This window comes from uncultured Aliiroseovarius sp. (assembly GCF_947497285.1).
GTDB lineage: Bacteria > Pseudomonadota > Alphaproteobacteria > Rhodobacterales > Rhodobacteraceae > Aliiroseovarius.
This window is the reverse complement of record NZ_CANMFT010000013.1, coordinates 1-18,600: the sequence shown is the minus strand read 5'-3', so window position 1 is coordinate 18,600 and position 18,600 is coordinate 1. Positions and strand designations below refer to the sequence as shown.

Genomic DNA, 18,600 nt, shown 5'->3' with positions numbered 1-18,600 from the left:
ATTTTGCGTTTTTCCAGCGATTTCAAAGAGCTTCGCAGATAAGTCATCCCCATTCTTCCTTTCATGTCAAGGGTTTGCGTGGTTGACCACCCTCCGATCGCGCAGATGACTTCCACGAAGGCCTTGTTTTCCAACGACAATCTTGCCCAAGAAAGTGAATGCCCTCACTCAGCTTCATAATCTGTGTTTTCTCATGGTTGAGTTCGAGGCCACGTCGGCGCAGCACCTTTTGAGCCACTGCTCGGACCCGATCAACGTCTTTTCTGGATTTACCGAGCGCAACAAAATCGTCGGCGTATCGTACGAAGGGTATATCTCGAAACGAGAACGCCATGTCGAGGGGGTGAAGAGCCATGTTCGCCAGCAATGGAGATATCGGAGCCCCCTGCGCCAGACTGCGACCCTTCCCAAAAGATCGCAGCCAGAGCATGATTAGGTGCATGATCCGAGGGTCAGAAATCCAGATTCCAAGCTCATCTTGCAATGGCCCATGCGGAACCCTATCGAAGAAAGCGCGAATATCGGCATCAAGCACCCAAGCATTCCTAGGCGCCAGTTTGTCGAGCCGGTTCAAAGCATCTCTTACAGACCGCGCAGGCCTGTAGGCAAAACTATCCCGCGACATCCTTCGGTCCAGTTTCGTCGATAGAACCATATGGCATGAAGTCTGAGCCACGCGGTCAGCCAGTCCAGGTATGCGAAGCAGCCGTGGCTGTCCGTTTGGTTTTCGAATTTTGACTGTGGCCAGGCGGCCAGGGCGATACCTGCCTTTCCGAAGTGCCGAGGACAGTGCCAGAATGCGCATTTCGAGATTCCGGGAAAACTCTCGAGCCGTTTCACCATCGCCTCCGGTTGCGCCACCATTTGAGCGGACCTTTTTCCAGGCAAGGTGAAGAGTGTCTACATGGCATAGCTGTTCAAACATTTTCTGTCCCCCGATTGCCCGCAGCTTTGCGAAGCCAATCGGTGAATTCTGAGATTGCAAGCTTGCAGAGCCGAAAAAGGCGCCCTCTCTCTGGTAGTTTTCCAACAAGCGCATTGTGTCACACTTGCGCAGTCCTGTCCGCTTGACGCTTTCTTTTTGCACAGCCTAGAGTGGTGGTAATTGCATGAGGTATTTTATGAACCCATCTTGGTGCTATCTTTTCGAAGCCAAAGGAATTCAACGATACATTCTGGATTCTGGTCGTCTCAAGGACCTGATCGGAGCCAGCGACCTTATCGCCTCTCTCAGCCGATCCAACGAAAACGACCTGATCTCGGGTGTGCTGGCGGCCGCAAAAATTGGAGACGTTAAGTTTTCACGGCGATCTGGCGGCTCCTTTTGTATGCACGCGGATAATCGTGAAGATCTAGATCGTTTCCGCGCATTGTGGCGGCTTGCGGTTGGGTTGGTTGCTCCGGGGATGCCATACACTGACTGCGATCCCGTTCAGGCTTCCGATTTCAACAAAGCGCGCGACAAGGCTTATTCCTCACAGTCTGGTGTCCGGAAAAACACTGCCGCTTTCCTTCTGCCAGCAGGTGGCCCGCTGACACGTTTCAACCCCCGCACCGGGCGGGTCGCCGTGGAAGAAGAAGACCGCGGAGGGGCATTGATCCTACTTGACGTCGTGACAAAGGCGCAAGTGGATCGTGAACGGAGCCTTACAAGAGCACTCAAAACAAGCGGTCAGGAAGACACGCTCGCCCAGGCATTCCTACCTAAAGATGATACCAACAAAAACTATCGATTTCCGCGTCATTTCGAGACGCGTGATGCCAGCCGAACCAATCCGGCATTTCCTCTTGGTGTTTCTAGTAAAGCTCAAAACTGGACAGCGGATCGTCGAGTTGCAATTGTCCACGCCGATATTTCGGGGCTTGGACAAATCTATCGCGAAATTGCAGATCAGGCTACATCAGAAGATGCACTATTCGAGGTAGCAACGCGTATTGAGGAGTGCATTGCGGCTGCTGTCCGGCAGGCATGTATTGATACTGTATTGCCGTTCTCAGCCATTGCCGGTGATAAAGGTTTCGAGACGCTGTTCGGACCGAACACTCGAACCTCTCCGGATGTGTGCATTCCCCCAGCACGCCCTGTCGTGCTTGGAGGAGACGACATAACGGTGATTGTGCGGGCGGATCTTGCTATGCCATTTACCAAAGCCTTGCTGGAAAACATCGAAACTGAAACGTTCCGTGTATTCGGTGAAATGGGCTGGCAGAACGTGCCGCGCGCGGGTCTCACCGCTTGCGCCGGTGTTGCGATTGTGTCTTCTGGGCATCCGTTCCTTGCTGCCCATAATATGGCAGAGGGTATGTGTAGATTTGCCAAGAAGTACGCTAAGGCTGCTGGTAAGGCACCATATCCATCGCTCATCACGTTTTCGGTGATCACATCGACAATCGATGAGGCATTCGAGACCGAGTACCGAGAGCGTGAGCACAAGACCTTTGATGGTCGTTTCCTTTCCGCAGGCCCTTATGGCGTCGGTGATCACGCGGCAGGACATTGTGGTTACAACGATCTCTTGCGCTTAGCAAAGACCTTGAATGCGATCCCTGGCCTCGGAAAACTCTATGAAGCTCTAAGCAATCGGTACGACGGAACTCATACAGCGCTCCGCACCTGGAAGCGCTTCCTAGCTGTTGCTGCAGAAACGGAAGCTGCGGAAGACGACTTGCGCTCAGGATTTTCTGGGTTGGGCCTAAATACTTTGCAAGAGAATGATTGGCCCCAGATGGACGAAGCATTGCCCTATATCAGCGATGCGTTGGAACTGATCGACATTGGCGTTGTTCAAGAGCAAAGGAGACTCACAGAATGAGTGGTTCGGTAAGCACTGAAGTGCGGGTCATTCTTGAGTTCAAGTCCTGGTGGCTCTCTGGAACCGGAGGTGGTAGAGGGCGAAAACAGGACGTCGTATGCCATCGCGACAAAGATGGTTTTCCTGCCATGCCGATGAGCGAAGTTAAGGGCACACTGCGAGAAACGGCGGAGATGCTTGCTGAAGAAGGCTGCGGTTGGTCCAAGATTGATGTCGCGCTTTTGTTCGGCTCCAGAAAAGAAAATGGTGAAGGTGGCCCCGACGGCGCTCTGAGATTTGGTGAGGATGCCTGCGTATCGGAAAGGCAAAAAGCAGAACTAAAGGGGGCTACCGACCTTCTGTTTGAAAGAATTGCAGCGACGCGCATTACCTGCAAGGGCATTGCGGCGGATCATAGTTTGCGTGCAACCGAGGCAGCTGTCCCCACTACCATTGAAGGGAAAATTACTTGGGATTCCCCCGCGAGCCCCCCTGACAATTGGGTTGCGTTGCTCGACATGGCCATGGCTGCGACACCGGCGTTTGGCAAAGGTAAATTTGACGGCTTTGGGCGCGTAACTGCCCGAGTGGAGGAACGCAAACCCACGCCTGTTGCCATTCCCGATGTGCCGGAAGAGCATTTGCGGGCCAAAAAGGTCGGGATGATACTAGTCCAAACACGATCTGCGATCTTTAGTGAGCGTGCCGCGACAGAGGCGCCGCACCGAACCAAGCCGCCCACTGGTGCATCATTGTTAGGATGGTGTGCACAGCGAGGTCCTTATTCTAATTTCAATGATCCCTTCGCTGTTTTTCACTCTGGGGCTGTAAAGTTCGGAACCCCAATGCCCGTCTTGGAAGACGGACGGATCGGGGTTCCCTTCCCCAAAAATCTATTCGCTCCGAAAGACGCCAAGGTGAGGAACGATGTTAAGCTTGATCTCAAAGTCGTGTGTATAGGTGCCCCCAAATCTGAGGGCGATAAGAACATCCAGTTCGAACCCCTCAAGCACGAATTCTTGGTATCGGATGGTACCACATTAGACCTCGAACACGGGCAGAGACTTCGCACTGCGACAGAAAAGGGAAGAGTAGAGCGATCAAAGTTGTTTGGTTACCAGCATCTGCAAACTAACGGCACCAAACGGTTCTATGTTGAAATCGAGCGGGTCGGCGACATCTGCGATGCAGACTGGAAAAGGATTCTGGAGTCTTTCCATGGGATCACGCTCAGCCTCGGGCGAGGAAAGCGGACCGGCTACGGTGGCCAATTCAAGTGTTCTCTAGTGCGGCCTCTCGAAGGAGATGTGAACTATCCATCAGCGCCACTTGATCGAAGGGTTCAAGTATTGGCCATGTCAGATATTGCACCAATCGACAGGAATGGAATGCCAACAAGTCATCCATCAGCCTCCGATCTTGGCCTCCCTGGCAACTTGGAGTTCTTGCCGGAAGAAAGCTTTGTTTCGCTCAGTCGACATGCTCCTTGGAATGGTACCTTGGGTGGACGCGACCTTGAACGCCTTGTGATCGAAGCAGGGAGCGTCCTAACCTATTGCCTTCTGGATGGTGAAACTGCTGAAAGCACAGGTGGGGGAGTCAGACTGGTCGGTGACAACACTCACATTGGTTTCGGTCGAATTTGGATTAACCCTTTGTTCTTGTCGGAAGAAAAACTCAAGGAAGACTACAGGTTACCCACATTATCGGGTCATGGTTCTGTTTTCACAGACTCAACCACTCCAGAAGGTGGTGGAGAAAGATCCGGTGGGTTGAGCAACTGGATCGTTCGAAGGAGAAATGCAACTAAGGAGGTCGCGAGATGAGTTTTTCCGTTCACATTATGCGCGTAACCTTGCAGGCCGAAACTCCCATTTCCATCGGGGCTAGTGGAGCCGTTGAGCGAAAGATCAAACTGACAGATAGGGCCGGCGCCGGATTTGGAAATGCAAATGATGCCGACACTGTGATAGCTACTGCCATTGTTCGGGATGCCAATGGTTTGCCAACAATCCCGGGCAGCTCCACACAAGGAATCCTTCGCCACCTGATGCACGAGGTTGCGGGAGAAGAGCGTGTGCGGGAAGTCTTCGGCTACGAAGATAGTGATGGAAGCGGCCGATCCTCTGGACTGTCAATTTCCTGGGGGTGCATTCACGATTCTCAGGACAGGGCTATCGTCGGGCTAGAGCAAAGAGATTTGGAAACGGACTCGGTTCTCAAGCTTCTCCTGAGCGATGCTCCGATCTGGCGAGACCGTGTCTCCCTGTCCGAAACGCATAGCGTCGAAGAGAAGAAGAAATTTGCGAGGATTGCTGTTCCCGTTGGAACTCGTTTTTCAATCGAATTTCTAGCACGCGGCGGGGCGGAAAAATTGGCTCTCCTACTGGAAGTTGGAAGGCTACTTCGCCATAGCCGTTTTAGACTAGGGTCCGGTACGGGAATTGGTTGGGGGAAGTGCAAGGTTGTTCGTGCAAGCTGTCAATCAATTGCAGCACAAGAAACTCGCGAACTGCGCAAAATCCTTGCGCAAGCGCCGAGCGAACCGCTCGCAGACGATGCTCTTTCCCAGGATGCGTTTGCACCGCCAGAAGCCGACACTACAGTAGCAACCTTATCATTGACCTTCGACGATGCGCTGCGAATCGGAAGTAGCGACGACGCTGTGAATGTCGCCTCAGAGAGAGAAAACAACTTGCTGCGCGTTTTGCGTGAACCCTATTTTGATTGGAGTTGTTCAAAGCAAGCAACGATTTCGATGCACTTTCCACTTACTGGTTCTGGGCTCCGCGGCCCTCTTGCACACCGCATGCTTTTCTATGCTCGGAAGGATGCCGGGAAAACATTGAGTGTGGATGAGTTCTTGGAGCTTGGTAGAGAAGACCAAATGGCAAAGCTTACCAACCTTGCAGCTCGACCTGAAATGCTCTCTGATTTTTTAGGAAAGTCCAAGGACGCCGATGAAAAGGATGAAGCTGGCTCAGCTTCTCGCCTAACGGTGGGTGAAGCCACACTCGAAGGTGGGGCTCTAAAAACAGTCCAACACAATGCAATTGATCGTTTTACCGGAGGCACAATAGATGGCGCACTGTATGAAGAAGAGTGGTTGATAGGGGCCAAGGCCGGCTTGGAATTGAGCATTCGTCCTCCGCTTAACCCAGCGGATCGCGAGGGAACCGTTGCTGGATGGGATGCTAGTGTGGTGAGCTGTTTCCTAAAGGCATTGAAAGATCTTTGCTCTGAGAGCTTGCCGGTCGGTGCCAAGAGTCTTGGCGTTTGTCGGGGAAATATTTCTTGGAGTGGTGAGAATAGGGACGAATGGGTTTCTGCAGCTCTATCCGTTGGGCTCAACAGTGCCACGGAGGTTGCAGGACAATGAACCGCTTTAAAACCTCGGTGCCATTAGAAAGCCTCCGCAAGCTCGCGGTAGATTATCAGGTTCTTCGCTCACTACAGTTGGAAGAGTTGCCTGAGCTCAATCTCGTAGCCGTCAAAGTCCATGGACCGGAACAACGCGTGTCGGACGAGAAACTCTACAACGAGATGTGTGAAATTCTCGAACATCCAGAAATGCAAGGCTGGGTGCGCTTTCGCTCCGAGGTTCAATGGAGCGGTTCCATCTCTGTCAAAAACTATCGGCGCGCTGGCCCCCCAGTTTTTGCAGAGTGGATGGATGGAGAATCCCAATCATTTCAACTCAGATTGGATCCGCTCAACCCTGGCACTGCGCTCATTTGGCAGTATGAGGAACGGCAAATTGATGAAACCTCTCAACTGTCCCCAGCAGAATGGCCATTCATCAAACAAGACACTGCTGCGCTGGGGAACCCAAAGTACCTACCAAACCAAATGTTGATGTACGCTGTATATTGGGCTGGCAATGACACCTCCGATCCCCATGCGGTTGAGCAGACGTTCTCGCGTTTTGTTGGTTTCTCGAACGAGGAGATTAAGTGATGGCTGTCAAATCGCCTTTTCGGTTTGCACGCATAAATCGTTGGGTCCATGAACCAAACTGGGGGCATCTGGCAACGCATGACGTGCCCTTTTCCGATGGTGTTTCTGGAAAGGTAGTAGTCTTTCTCAGGACGATTACGCCTACACTTTTAGGCGGCGAGCGCCGGGCAGCGACTGAAGAGCGCGAAGGAGCTGTGTGGCCATTCAAAATAGGGGATGATTACGCGATTCCTCCTTCTAGCATGCAAGGGATGTGTCGCTCGATTCTTGAAATCGCATGCTTCGGCCGTCTTGGAGACGTGATTGAGGATCGTAAAGTGACAGGCCGCGAAAACCGCCGAAAAATCACTCATTCCAAAAGCTCACACGAACTTCTAGAATTTAGCAATCCGCAGCATAAGCAGGCTGCAGAGACGGCGTCGCTTGATATGGCGAGCCTCATTTTCGGGTGCGCTGCAGAAGGCAATAATGGAAAGGGTTTGAAACGCAGAGCTTGGTTTGGTGTCGGGCGAGCAACTTCAAGGAAGCCAACCTCACATTTTAGGAACCCAGCCGTGTTGGCGGAGCCAAAGCCCAGTTATGAGGGTATATACGTTCGCCAAGAAGGAGTGGGTGGCAGGCTAAATAGAGGAAGTGACTTTGCAACTTTTTCGCCCCAACCTGGCCCCAACTATCGTTCACAGCCCGAGCTGGCTGGGATCAAGATCTGGCCGTCATCCTACCCCGATGCCTCTCCAATAACACTCCCACGACTGCCCAGAAAAATTGCGAAGAACAAGTTGGTTCAAACAGCTTTGCATCCGGTTCCAGAGAGTACCGTGTTTGAAATTCCATTAACGTTCCACAATTTGCGCCCGGTTGAACTCGGAGCACTTCTTTGGACCCTTACTTACGGTGAGATTGACGCCCTGGCGGCGGATACTACCGGTGTGCACCGACACCACCGTCTGGGCATGGGCAAGCCATACGGGTTGGGGGAGGTTTCTATATCGGTCCATCTTTCCTGTACTGACAGTGAAAAGTCGGCAATGAAATTCGTCAACGACTTCGAAGCATACATGCAGGAATCCTATAATCGTGCGAACCAAGGGACGTGGAAAGACACAGTACAAGTGAAAGCGTTGCTGAAAGCCTCTGATCCTGAAATCAATAAGCATCAACAATTAGCATATATGCCGCTAGGGCCGAAAGATCTTACTGAACATCACCGGGATTTGGGTTTTACCGAGCAAGACACGTATCAGCGTGCAAAGACTGGTAAGTATTTCCTAGAAGACTATGTCGAAGGGGGGCACGAACCCAAAAGGGCGGGCGGTATCGAGAATAGCGCAGGTCGTGTAACCTCACATAGTTCATCGTCTGCCGCCGCCATCGGAGGAGGCCGTATTCTGTTTCGACGATCGGATGGGAATTCGTACTATCACCGTGTTACGGAAGACTCGTTTGAATTGCTGGAAGACGCACAGGTTGGCGAAAACGTTCGTGTTCGGAACATGATAACCGGGGAAGAGGTGCAGGTGCGTTCGGAAGACCTGGTCGTCGAATAGCGTACTGTGACACCTACGTTAAAACCCCCGGAAGCTTATGCGCTTCCGGGGGTTTTTTTCTTGTTGCGATAGTCGGCACGCTGTGTAAGCCCCCCCGCCGAAGCGGGGATGCGAGCGGGCTACTGCCTCCCCATTGTGGAGTACCAAATGTCTCAGTGGAACCCCGCCGAAGCGGGGATGCGAGGCGTCGACGAATGGTAAGCATCAGCTTGCTCCTGGTCTCAGTGGAACCCCGCCGAAGCGGGGATGCGAGACGTCTGATTGTGTCTTACTATCTTGGAATCAAGTCTCAGTGGAACCCCGCCGAAGCGGGGATGCGAGCTGACGGAAAACATGACCAGAACCATATCTTAAAAGTCTCAGTGGAACCCCGCCGAAGCGGGGATGCGAGTTGGCAGTCATTAGGTCAAACACCATCACCAACGTGTCTCAGTGGAACCCCGCCGAAGCGGGGATGCGAGTCGACAATCGAATTCATCGAAAGGAGAAAGAGATGAAACTTGGTCTCAGTGGAACCCCGCCGAAGCGGGGATGCGAGGGCACCTCTAGAAGCCTTTGATATCACAGGCGGAATCAGAACTTTTATCCACCCTCCGGTGATTCTGAGAAATTCTAGCGATTTCAAAGAGCGTGCACATGAAACTTGTCTCTTTTTTCCTTTCAGGTCAATAGGTTCGTCGCTTGTCCACCCTCCGAAAGCTCTGAATTCAGATTATTAGAACCTCTGCTCCAGGCATCGGCCCCTTGGCACCCAATTCTATCATCTGACTATCTGTACTTCGACCTACGGCGGCAATTATAACCGAATCCTCGGTCGGATCGATGATTTCCGCTAAGGCGTTTACTAAGCTTCGCAGCCCGGAATTATCGGTTTTCACCAAGAATACTGAAAGCTGACGATGTTCGCCGCGTCGGTCCATCAGGGCGAAAACGCGACGCCAACGCTTTCGATCGCGGATGTCGTAGCTTACGATGTAAAATCTTCGAGGCACTGTTTATCTCGGCAAAAGCAGAGGTAGTGAGGTGCTACCCTCGCGAAGCGCTTTCGCCATGAGAACAGCATGGTGGCTGATTGCAGCGCGCCATGTCATCTCGGTGCCATCATAGCGAAACGTTGTCGATAGCCGTCGCTCCAGAATGTCCAGTGCCCGGCGGCGGCCTTCATCTGAAAGCCGAACGGAACCATCAGATTGGGTTACGAACGACGCATCCGAAAACTCCCGATTGCGGATCGCTGCGATAACTGCCGTATCGACAACAGCTGGTCGCAAAGGCTCTACCAGATCAAGCGCCAGAGCCGGTCGCCCTGGTCGTTCGGCATGAAAGAATCCTACGTTCGGATCAAAGCCGGCAGATGCCGACGCTGCAGAGGCGGTACCCGCAACAACGGCATACAGATAGGAGAGTAGGGCGTTTGTGGCGTCCTGTGCTGGTCTCCGGTTGCGACCAGAGAAAACGAATATTTCATCGCTGTCGGACAGGAACTCAGGCCAGGCGCCATACCATGCAGCAGCTGCTGCCCCTTCAACCCCACGCAGACTGGAGAGAGTGCGGCATTTCCTGGCTGACCGGGATGCCTTGATTAGCGCTCGTGCAATCCTCGAGCGGGCACCAAGACGCCTCTTGGCAACCCGAGCAGTGTTTAGAAGCTTTCCCTCAATTAAGCCCTTTGAAAGCGCTAGCACCATGCGCTCGTCCGCAGCTGCAGCGTACTGCGCACGTCGGACCGCGCCATGCGAAGCAGATAGATCAAGAAGTTGCCCACGGTAATACCCGTTTCGGGAATGCAGGATCAGCGGCACCGAATTCTGGACCAGCATATTCAGGCAGGGGACTGTGATTCTAGATCCACCGTGTAGGGCGACAAGCGAGATTTCATCCAATCGGACTCTGCGGCACTCATCTTCTGAATCGATTTCAAGCATACCGTTGTCGACCGAGAGAGCTGCATCATGGGCAAGAATGTGGAGTGGTAAGCGAGGCTCGTCGGCGACAATCTCCTCGATTTCTTCAGTGTGGTCTTCCTTTGCGAGGAACCAACGGAAAGCAAACATCTCTTTCTCCTATCTTGCGTTTAGGTGATAGGGTGCGCGGTTTTCAGCAGACACGCAGGGTTTGCAAGCTTGCGGCACTAATGCGTTTCGCCAAGATCAGCGCGCAAATGAACAAGTGTCATGTCACTGAGGAAAGCGGTTAGGTCACGTGGTGTCGCCACAAGGCAGAGTGTAGATAGCAAAGCCTATCTAATCGTCTGAGCTCTCTTGGAGTATTTTGAGCGCGCCTGGCTTTCCTTCGATGGCACCTAAAATTTCAGCGGCATCTCCCTTTTAGTTAAGCCTGTAAGGCTGAGCTCTTATGGCATTCAGGGCCAAATGGTGTTTCAAATTGATGATAGGGACACTTTCCAAATCCGCTCGCAAGCGATCTACAAGACGCGTTAAATGCGCTCGACATCCATATTCTCTCCTTTCTTTCGCTTGAAAATAGCCCCCACTTCGGTGGGGGTGATAGCTTACCTTCGTTACCAGCCTTACTTGGACTATCTTGTCTCAGTGGAACCCCCACCGAAGTGGGGGTGATAGTCGGCGAGTTGCGTATTGCCAACGTGCGCCCGACGCGTCTCAGTGGAAACCCCCACCGAAGTGGGGGTGATAGAGCACCTCTAGAAGTCTTTGATATTGCGAGCGGAATCAGAACTTTTTTCCACCCTCCAGAGAATCTGAAGAAATTCAGCGATTTCAAAGAGCTTGCACATCGATCCTGTCTCTTTTTTCCTTTCAAGTCAATAGGTTCGACGTTTATCCACCCTCCGAGATTGTGTTTTCTATCTCTCAGACGAGTAAACTGGGCCTGCGGCCCAAAATGGTTGGAACCGCCCAAGGCCGAAATGAGCGCCCAATCCCACTGAAAGCGGCCCACTCACTGGAGCTTCGAACTCAACGCAGAAGAATCCACCCACTGGATCCACCAAAGTACCCAACCGCTTTTGCGTAATCTGATACCTGTGCGCCAAAGGGGGGGAAACAAACTGGCTTGAACGTATTTCAGCAGCAGGTAGTTGGCCCCCTTTGGTTCCTCGCAATCGGGAAAGCTCAAACTGTAGTTGTTGCGCAGCTTCACGCCCACGCTTGGGTTTACGTGCCGTGTTCTTTTGCGACCGCTCCTTCCAAGCGTGCCGTGGCCCAAAGAAGGGCGTCACAGAAACCCATGCCCGGCTAGAGCCCATAAGCGCCTCGGAAACCTCAGCGGCTGCCAACTTAAAACACCCGGCTCGATTCACGATCAACGGGCCTGGAGTAACCAGAAGGTTTTCGGCGTCGCGGGTGAAGCCCGCTGGAACGTGAACCGTCAGATGGTCGATAAGACCATCACAGTCCCTGTCCTCGGGGAGCCAATAGGCATGCTGGTGCGGAGTATGGACGCTTTTCTCGGCGGGCCTATGCAGGCAATCCGGCAATATTTCACTACCCGTTTGCCTCAGCTGTTCGCGCATCACCATAGCTCGCGCAGCCTCAGCAACGCGCATCGTGACCTTAACGTTGGGAAGTCTATTGCCTTCAAGCTTCCAAGAAAGGGTATTAGGAGCGGTCTGAGCCATAGTTCGAATGCCTGTTAATCCCAATTCACCTGCGTGGAAATGCTGAGAGAATGGCAAATTCTCAATGCAGTTCCAAGGCTGATCGAAGGGGAGGCAACATCAAGATGCCTCAATCCCCCACAGGATCGGCCCGAACCTTTCGGATGGGCTGTGGTGCGCCCTGTTCAAGCAGTCTTGCCGCAAAGGAGTGATTTGGCAGGTGCATAAGTGTTTGCGGAGAGATCTGTGGAGCGTACCAATCCTGCAGGCGATGCGCGTCATCGGGCCCGATCCTAAATGCAAGCGTCGAGCCTACGTTGGCGAGAATGGCGTGGGCGATGTTCTTGCCTTGACCATGGCCATCTATCTGGCCGAGGCCCTGATTGGCGAGAACGAGCTCTATCCCGAATTTTCGGCATTCTGCGAGCATTTGGCCGAGAGTGCTGGTGGCGTAACTGCTGAACTCATCGAGGTAGACCCGGAGGGGCCTGCGTTTTTCTACTGGCAGGTTGGCGCGAGCCATAGCTGCCGCAAAAAGGCGGATTACGATAATTCCACCGAGCAGCATGGAATCCGTCTCCCCTACCGCCCCTTTGGCCAAGTTCACCAGGCAAGGGACACCATCATTCAGCACAGCATCAAAGTCCAAGGTGGAATGGCGCGATGTGATGATCGGCCGGACCACAGGGTTGCCGGTAAACTGGGTAAGCTTGGAGACGATGTAGGGCGCGATGTTTTCGAGTGATGCATCTCCACCGGCTTTCAAGGCGATTCCATTCCAAAAGCGGACGACCATTTCATCATCACATCGCGAAAGGAGATCCCGCCGAAATGAAGAGTCGGAAAAAACCCGATCGAAGTCGGCGAGATTTGCACTTCTACCTTCAGCGTTCATTAGTAAAATCAACGCATTGCGGAAGAATGTTGAAAACATCGGCCCGAATGCTTCCGGAGCTCCCTCATACAGAACGTTCTGAAAAAGGGAATTCATTTGGTTGGCTATGAAGTTCTGCTGTACAGAAACAGGTCCACTCCCATCCGTCTCCAGAAGGTTGAGCCCAAATGGATCTTGAAAGTCCCCAGCATTGGCCAAGATCGCCGAAGTTTGTTTGGTATATGACTGAACAATTCCAGCCACCTGCTCATACAGATCACCGTGAGGATCTATGAGCAGAACACCATATCCGTGCTTCAAGTCTTGACGGATCATATTGGAGATTAGAGTGCTCTTTCCGGTTCCCGTCATTCCCGTTAGGTAAACATGTTGTGCGGCATCTCGGCGAAGTAATGAGACGCGATTGCCGCGATCGTCGGTGCCAAGCTCGATTGCCAGATCGCCCGGTTGGCGGTCAGGAGTTTGATCACGCCGAAAACCTAGAAGGCGAAGTGTACGCGGATCAGGGACAAGCGAAGGTCTTTCCGTTGAATTCTCGCGAACGGTGTTTGCCAGAGAAAACTCCGCTGCTTCGGTAGTTGATGTGAGCGTGTCGAAAGGAAGTAGAGCTTTGCGGATTACCCCAGCAACAACCGGATCGATTACACGCTGGGAACCAAGGCTTAGTTCAAGCTGAATTACTGAACGCGCTTTGATGAACTCCTCTATTTGATGTCTTTGTTTAGTGTGTTCATCAAATCGTTCAGAACCACGGGTAGGGTTGCTCATTTCAGAGGATAACTGAACATGGGCCTTCTCTAGGCGTCGTAGCTCATATGCCTCAAGGATGCGCCGTTTTAGCCCGAGACGTAGCTCGACTTTTTGCTCCATTGCGAAGATTGCAGCAAGCGCTTCGTCGATTCGCAGACCACCAAGTGGAATGTTTGACAAACGTACAACCTCGGATGGGGGGGAGTCGAAGACGCGCAACCGTTTCTTGCGGGGCGTCTCATAGTTAGTCAAATTCACAGCGATCCCAGATATCTCGATGTGATGACGATATGGCAGATTTGGTGACGACCAGGTTTCTGGCCTAAAACCAGGGAAACCGAGAGCAAGCGCATCGCGCACCGATTCAGGGGTAATCCCAACTGGTATTGCTTCACAAGAATCTGCTCGTGCTAAACATGCAGTTTCACCTGGATCGCGGTGAATTGAGCCAGAGATCGCACCTGTGTCCGTCTCGCCAGGACAGCAGTAAAACGCCAGCGAAAGGGTCTCCAAGGGGCTAAGGTACTCCGCCAGCGTCCACAACGAAGAGTTTCTCCCCGATTGGGACGTGGCAACTAGGTGGGTGACAGGTTTGAGTTTGAAGTTAGCGACGGTTTCCGTCGGGGCCCGTTCTTGTGGTCGGATGAGCTTCTCTTGCATCAACTTCTCCTGTTCTAATAGGAAAAGATCTAACAAAACTGAGCTCAGGCTATTGCCGTTGCAAGCTTGCCAGTGCTGAGAATAAGGAGAGGCCTATGGCGAAGCTCTGGTGATGTCAGCGGTCCTTAATGCCGTAGCTAGCCATTAGTTCATTGCCGAACTTTTTGACAGCATTTGCACCCCATATCAGTCGCACACCTTCATTGTTTGCGTGATCGATTGCATCTATGGCCGCCAGATCCTCAAAGGATAGCAAAGGTGCGATCAGCCACGCCTTACCAGACTGCCCTGACAGTTGGTTGCGGTACTTTGCTAGCTTGTCGATCGATCCGTGAAGCTTTGTGCGACCTGCTTTCCCAAAGGTTGCTTTAGCCTCAACTAGATCAAGGCGCTCTTCCGCTAGAATAGCGAGGTCGAATTCTGTTACATCTGGCTTCGATTTTCGATTGCTCATCATTCCCAGCCGCAATCCAGCTGCGATTTCTACGTCGTTATAACCCTCAAATACTTCAATCGCTTTGTTGAAGATCGACGCTTCCAGCCATTTTCCAAGGAGAAAATCGTGAGCTATTTCTGTTTCAACTTTGACGTAATCATCTGACTGGATCTCGACTCCCGAAAGACGGGAAGCAGGTTTCAAGAATGGCCTCGGAAGTGTGACTGAATAAGGTCTAAACTCTCGACCTTCACGTGCGGCCTTGTCGGATCTAATAAGTGACTGATATAGAACGGAGAATTTTTTGCCGCCATTTTCACTATAGGCAATCTGCCCAATCGCTTTCGTCGCTGGGATGGAGTCAACTAGGAAGCTTTCAAACACCAAGCGGCTTTCCGGGGCGAGTTCCGTCACCCCATAGCTGTGCAGGTAGGATCCAATCCTCAGCCGATCTTCAATTGGCAACAAGTTTTCCTGAATATCGCCATCTTTAGTAATTCTAATCAAACGCGCCTGAAAAGGTGCATGACCAATCGAAATCAGTGAAAGGCGTGGCGACTGGGGATTTAATGGACGATACCCGAGAAGCGCTCCAAGTGTCGCAGGCTTTCTTCCGCCAGTAACGTTAAAAACAATCTCCGCATCGAGTTCTTCAGCAAGATTGGAAGCCTCATCAAGCACATCCTGCCAATCACGAAGAGAATCCGAATTCTTTGTAATGACTTTGATCAGAGATCCGTCAAGATTCAGTACCTGAGTGCAAAACTCCTTCAGCCGTTTGGTCGGCTTAATAGACTGGCTAAAGTCTGTAGGTGTCGGTTGTCTTTCATTTGAAACTGCGCTCATGATGACAACACCTTGAACCCGATTGCGGCCACTGTGGAGAAGCGGAGAAATGTTTACAGTGGCCGCTCCCCCGGCACCGCAAACATAAACGAAACGTTCCGGCCAGGTCGTATTTTCTATACTGGACATGCTGCCTTCCCCCAAAATTGATACGTCATTATTCTCTTAAGGTTTCTCGCGATAATCTGAATTCAATTCGGCGTCGGAGAAATTCATCAATTTAATCCTGTGTGCCGGAATTTCCAGACCAATGTTCACGCCGTTAGGACCGGTATAGGTCTGCGGTAGCACCACGCTTTGAATGAAGGGTGAGTCGATCTTATTTTTGATTTGCCTGCGCAACTTAGATCTGTCTGATTCTGTCGGATCTGTCTCTCCCACGCAGGCACCAAGAATTTGATCCATCAAATTATTATCGCGATGTTGTGCCCCGTCTGATTTTCGGTCCAGCAAACGCCTCAAGACAGCCAGTGAACGCGTATTTTGCCGCGATTTGCCATCGCGTTCTACTCCGTGGCTGAAATCGCGCAAATGTAACCACCCAGATGCATTATGTCCCTCACCTTCGTCCGAGGGTCCCACTCCGGGCCAGGCCTGTACGCGGGCAATAGCGAAGAGTGCAAAAAAAGCAAACTGTTGAGGTGTTAGAAACACCTCGGTAGCGCCGACCGTTATGCAAAATCTTTCGGCATCAATGATGATGGCTTCTTGATTTCTCTCGAACTCCACGAACTCAACGATCTTGTCATGATCAAGAGCTTCAGGAGGCACGCCTTTCGGCAATCGGACATCAAGGTGAACGAAGGGTACATTGATTAGGTCAACTCTTGCTATCGGAGAGGAGGTCGAGATTTCATCTTCGCCGACTTGAACTAATAGCGGATCTTCTTGGTCGGGCCACCAGAATTGAGGCGCGCGCTCCATACTCGCTGGCTCGATTAGCACGTGGCTCATCTCATCTTGCACTCGCCCAAAAAACATCATGGCAGAGTGATCATAGCTCGACATCGTTTTGCGCCCTCCGGCGAGGGACATGTGGATGGAAATATTAGGGCTATCTGCATACTCTTTGACCACCTGCGTCACTCGATTGGCATAGATGACATTGTCGCGCTGCGTCCGAATATCTTCAAGCGGCACCCCACTGTCTGGGTCGAGCAAAGGGTCAATCTTGATCTCCGGTATTGGATACCCGTATTGGACAAAAAGCTCCCGCACTTTTGCTGTTAGCTCCGCATCGCGTGCTTGAACCGAGCTATAGTGTCTGGGGTTGGCGTAGTCCGTCGAGATCAGGTGAACAGTCGCGGGGACGACGGGGGATCTTTTCCGGTGCGCCGGATCTATGAGCTTCTCTGGGTTCATGAGGGCCCAAAGTGTTTCGGTGATGACTTGAGATGAACCGCCCAAAGAGGCGAGTAGCACGTATTCCATTGTTTATTATCACCTTTTTGCAAAATACTTGAATGAAACCGCTCATTAACAATTCCGCCTAGTTATGCCGACCGTCAGCAGACAGATTCACTAGGGCGCAAGCTGAGCACAAGCTCTTCACGAGCTCTTTCCCCAAGTTTAAACTGGCGCTAATCCTAGTAACACTCACGCTAAGAACAATATCGACATCGATGGAAACATATTCAAGGGAGATATGTAGAAGGTAGGCACCATCACCAAAGTCGTGGCTCGCTCCAGTGTCGCTGTATTTCCGTTTCTGCGCTTGCAGCTCAGGAGACAAGTTTGGCAACACAAACATCCACAATACTAATATTGCTGGGCTGCATCTAAAGGCACGTTTATTTGGGCGGAAGCCTGCGGGACTGTTTTCCAATCAAGCACCAATCCTGAAACAATGTGGTGGTGTGATAGATTTCAGATCTAAGAAAGTCCTTTGGACTAATTTCTCTAGAGTGCGAGACAAGAACTTGCGGATTGAAGACTGGTCGACTCACAAACAAGGAGCGTACCTTTTCCGGATCGTTTCTCCATGCTTTCAACCCTTGAGTAGAGAGTTGTTCAACTCGCTAGGTGCTCGTGTGCAACTCCAAGCAGCGCGTCAAGATACTTCGGTGTTTGGCTCGGGAGGCAGTCCTTTGCATACGCATTTCACGACTTCCCCCAAACTCAAGATAGACGGGGTCGTCTGAGGCGATCCTTTGATCCCAGACTGGCCACCCCACCCGTTTTCGAGGCGAGCTAAGTACTGAGAAGCAATACCTAGGTCAGCGTCACCATCAGCCCAACGAGCGATGGTGAACTTTCGTCCGCGTTCGCCTGAAGCAAATCTGTAGGCAGGATTGAGTGCGACGATGACCGGAGCCAAGCGATAAGCCTGCCGCAGCGCCGCCGGTTCTAGCGAAGCTACAAAGGCGATGGCACCATCGCAATGTGTTTCAAACACCGTCGAACCGATGCGAATGGATCGCAGCAACCGCTCGGCAGGTTCGCGAATCTTTGCAGTGTAGACTTCAGGTATGTTCCCCGTAGTTAGCCAGTCGGCTACTAGGCATACCCTATCGTGTAGGGTGCGCATGCGGTCGCTCACGCAAAGAGCCAGAGCTCCTAACTCCAGGCCATTCCCATCTTCAAGAATTTCATCGACAGTTCGTGGAAGATCTCGCGGCCCAGGCCAGGTACCTCGCGAAAAACGATCAGCTTTAGCAACACGGCGCACGCGATCGCACAAATCAGCGCTGAGGATCCTCCCATTCGAGCGCAGCAGCAGGACAGCCATTCCGCCAATGGAATCCAAATCTGGAAGAATTGTGACCAGACGCGCTCCTGGCTGCGGCAAAGGATAGTCGAGGCAAACCTCAATAGCAGCAGGGCTAGTTGGCGTTGAGTTGGGACCGTGCTGCGGATCAATATTCCCCAACCCACACATACGGGCGATAGAAGGCTCGGTCACCTCGACACCCAGAGCATTGACCAGGCATTCACGTGGCGGGTTCGACAAGTCGATGGTTTCGAAAGAAAAGTGTCCCGCCGGGATTGCGATTGCGGGAATTGAAATGGTCATGACAATACCTATTCAGCTGCAGTGAGTTTGATGACATTTGTGTCTTGTTTAAACGTTATATTTTCCTCATTTTCCGCTCTTTTGGTTCCTTCTTTTTCGGCGGCTTTGATTTCTGCAGTGACGGTAT

Annotated in this window: 12 protein-coding genes and 1 CRISPR repeat array; of the genes, 5 read left to right on the top strand and 7 right to left on the bottom strand. The window is 52.0% G+C overall.

The window, feature by feature from the left end:
- Positions 1-61 precede the first annotated feature (61 nt).
- A complete protein-coding gene (locus Q0864_RS16475; RefSeq protein WP_298572050.1) occupies positions 62-1,039 on the bottom strand; it encodes a reverse transcriptase domain-containing protein in 978 nt (325 codons plus the stop codon).
- A gap of 82 nt (positions 1,040-1,121) precedes the next feature.
- Here Q0864_RS16475 and Q0864_RS16470 point away from each other — a divergent pair, with 82 nt between their 5' ends.
- From Q0864_RS16470 to Q0864_RS16450, 5 genes are read left to right on the top strand one after another with little or no spacing between them, the layout of a single operon-like run.
- Positions 1,122-2,813, top strand: coding sequence for a hypothetical protein (locus Q0864_RS16470; RefSeq protein WP_298572048.1), 1,692 nt, complete (start codon positions 1,122-1,124; stop codon positions 2,811-2,813).
- Positions 2,810-4,618, top strand: a complete 1,809-nt coding sequence (locus tag Q0864_RS16465; RefSeq protein ID WP_298572047.1) for an RAMP superfamily CRISPR-associated protein — start codon at positions 2,810-2,812, stop codon at positions 4,616-4,618. The genes Q0864_RS16470 and Q0864_RS16465 overlap by 4 nt, the downstream gene beginning before the upstream one ends.
- The gene (locus tag Q0864_RS16460) at positions 4,615-6,171 is read left to right on the top strand and encodes an RAMP superfamily CRISPR-associated protein (RefSeq protein WP_298572044.1); all 1,557 of its coding nucleotides are present in this window, start codon (positions 4,615-4,617) and stop codon (positions 6,169-6,171) included. Before Q0864_RS16465 ends, Q0864_RS16460 begins: the two co-directional genes overlap by 4 nt.
- Positions 6,168-6,749 (top strand): hypothetical protein, encoded by a 582-nt coding sequence (locus tag Q0864_RS16455; protein WP_298572040.1) that lies wholly within the window; start codon positions 6,168-6,170, stop codon positions 6,747-6,749. Before Q0864_RS16460 ends, Q0864_RS16455 begins: the two co-directional genes overlap by 4 nt.
- Positions 6,749-8,296, top strand: a complete 1,548-nt coding sequence (locus Q0864_RS16450; RefSeq protein WP_298572037.1) for an RAMP superfamily CRISPR-associated protein — start codon at positions 6,749-6,751, stop codon at positions 8,294-8,296. Before Q0864_RS16455 ends, Q0864_RS16450 begins: the two co-directional genes overlap by 1 nt.
- An 80-nt stretch (positions 8,297-8,376) precedes the next feature.
- A CRISPR array of direct repeats spans positions 8,377-8,834; the repeat unit is 35 nt; unit sequence GTCTCAGTGGAACCCCGCCGAAGCGGGGATGCGAG.
- 169 nt (positions 8,835-9,003) lie between these two features.
- On the opposite strand, the gene cas2 is transcribed toward Q0864_RS16450, so the two are convergent.
- The 6 genes from cas2 to Q0864_RS16420 all read right to left on the bottom strand — a co-directional run bounded on the left by cas2 (position 9,004) and on the right by Q0864_RS16420 (position 18,473).
- On the bottom strand, positions 9,004-9,288 hold the full coding sequence (gene cas2, locus Q0864_RS16445) for a CRISPR-associated endonuclease Cas2 (protein WP_298572034.1): 285 nt from the start codon (positions 9,286-9,288) through the stop codon (positions 9,004-9,006).
- A 3-nt stretch (positions 9,289-9,291) separates the two neighbouring features.
- A complete protein-coding gene (gene cas1, locus Q0864_RS16440) occupies positions 9,292-10,350 on the bottom strand; it encodes a CRISPR-associated endonuclease Cas1 (protein WP_298572031.1) in 1,059 nt (352 codons plus the stop codon).
- A gap of 1,653 nt (positions 10,351-12,003) precedes the next feature.
- Positions 12,004-14,178, bottom strand: coding sequence for a type IV secretion system DNA-binding domain-containing protein (locus tag Q0864_RS16435; protein ID WP_298572028.1), 2,175 nt, complete (start codon positions 14,176-14,178; stop codon positions 12,004-12,006).
- A 115-nt stretch (positions 14,179-14,293) separates the two neighbouring features.
- Positions 14,294-15,589 (bottom strand): hypothetical protein, encoded by a 1,296-nt coding sequence (locus tag Q0864_RS16430; RefSeq protein ID WP_298572025.1) that lies wholly within the window; start codon positions 15,587-15,589, stop codon positions 14,294-14,296.
- A gap of 36 nt (positions 15,590-15,625) precedes the next feature.
- Complete coding sequence (gene csm6 / locus Q0864_RS16425) at positions 15,626-16,891, bottom strand: CRISPR-associated ring nuclease Csm6 (protein WP_298572022.1); 1,266 nt, start codon at positions 16,889-16,891, stop codon at positions 15,626-15,628.
- Between the two features lie 619 nt (positions 16,892-17,510).
- Positions 17,511-18,473: a hypothetical protein gene (locus tag Q0864_RS16420; RefSeq protein WP_298572019.1), complete on the bottom strand. Its 963-nt coding sequence runs from the start codon at positions 18,471-18,473 to the stop codon at positions 17,511-17,513.
- Between the last annotated feature and the right edge of the window lie 127 nt (positions 18,474-18,600).

Coding starts and splice junctions, on each gene's coding strand:
- Q0864_RS16450 (WP_298572037.1), top strand. CDS start 6,749: ATGGCTGTCAAATCGCCTTTTCGGTTTGCACGCATAAATCGTTGGGTC.
- csm6 (WP_298572022.1), bottom strand. CDS start 16,891: ATGGAATACGTGCTACTCGCCTCTTTGGGCGGTTCATCTCAAGTCATC.
- Q0864_RS16465 (WP_298572047.1), top strand. CDS start 2,810: ATGAGTGGTTCGGTAAGCACTGAAGTGCGGGTCATTCTTGAGTTCAAG.
- Q0864_RS16430 (WP_298572025.1), bottom strand. CDS start 15,589: ATGTCCAGTATAGAAAATACGACCTGGCCGGAACGTTTCGTTTATGTT.
- Q0864_RS16460 (WP_298572044.1), top strand. CDS start 4,615: ATGAGTTTTTCCGTTCACATTATGCGCGTAACCTTGCAGGCCGAAACT.
- Q0864_RS16435 (WP_298572028.1), bottom strand. CDS start 14,178: ATGCAAGAGAAGCTCATCCGACCACAAGAACGGGCCCCGACGGAAACC.
- Q0864_RS16475 (WP_298572050.1), bottom strand. CDS start 1,039: ATGCGCTTGTTGGAAAACTACCAGAGAGAGGGCGCCTTTTTCGGCTCT.
- Q0864_RS16420 (WP_298572019.1), bottom strand. CDS start 18,473: ATGACCATTTCAATTCCCGCAATCGCAATCCCGGCGGGACACTTTTCT.
- Q0864_RS16455 (WP_298572040.1), top strand. CDS start 6,168: ATGAACCGCTTTAAAACCTCGGTGCCATTAGAAAGCCTCCGCAAGCTC.
- cas1 (WP_298572031.1), bottom strand. CDS start 10,350: ATGTTTGCTTTCCGTTGGTTCCTCGCAAAGGAAGACCACACTGAAGAA.
- Q0864_RS16470 (WP_298572048.1), top strand. CDS start 1,122: ATGAACCCATCTTGGTGCTATCTTTTCGAAGCCAAAGGAATTCAACGA.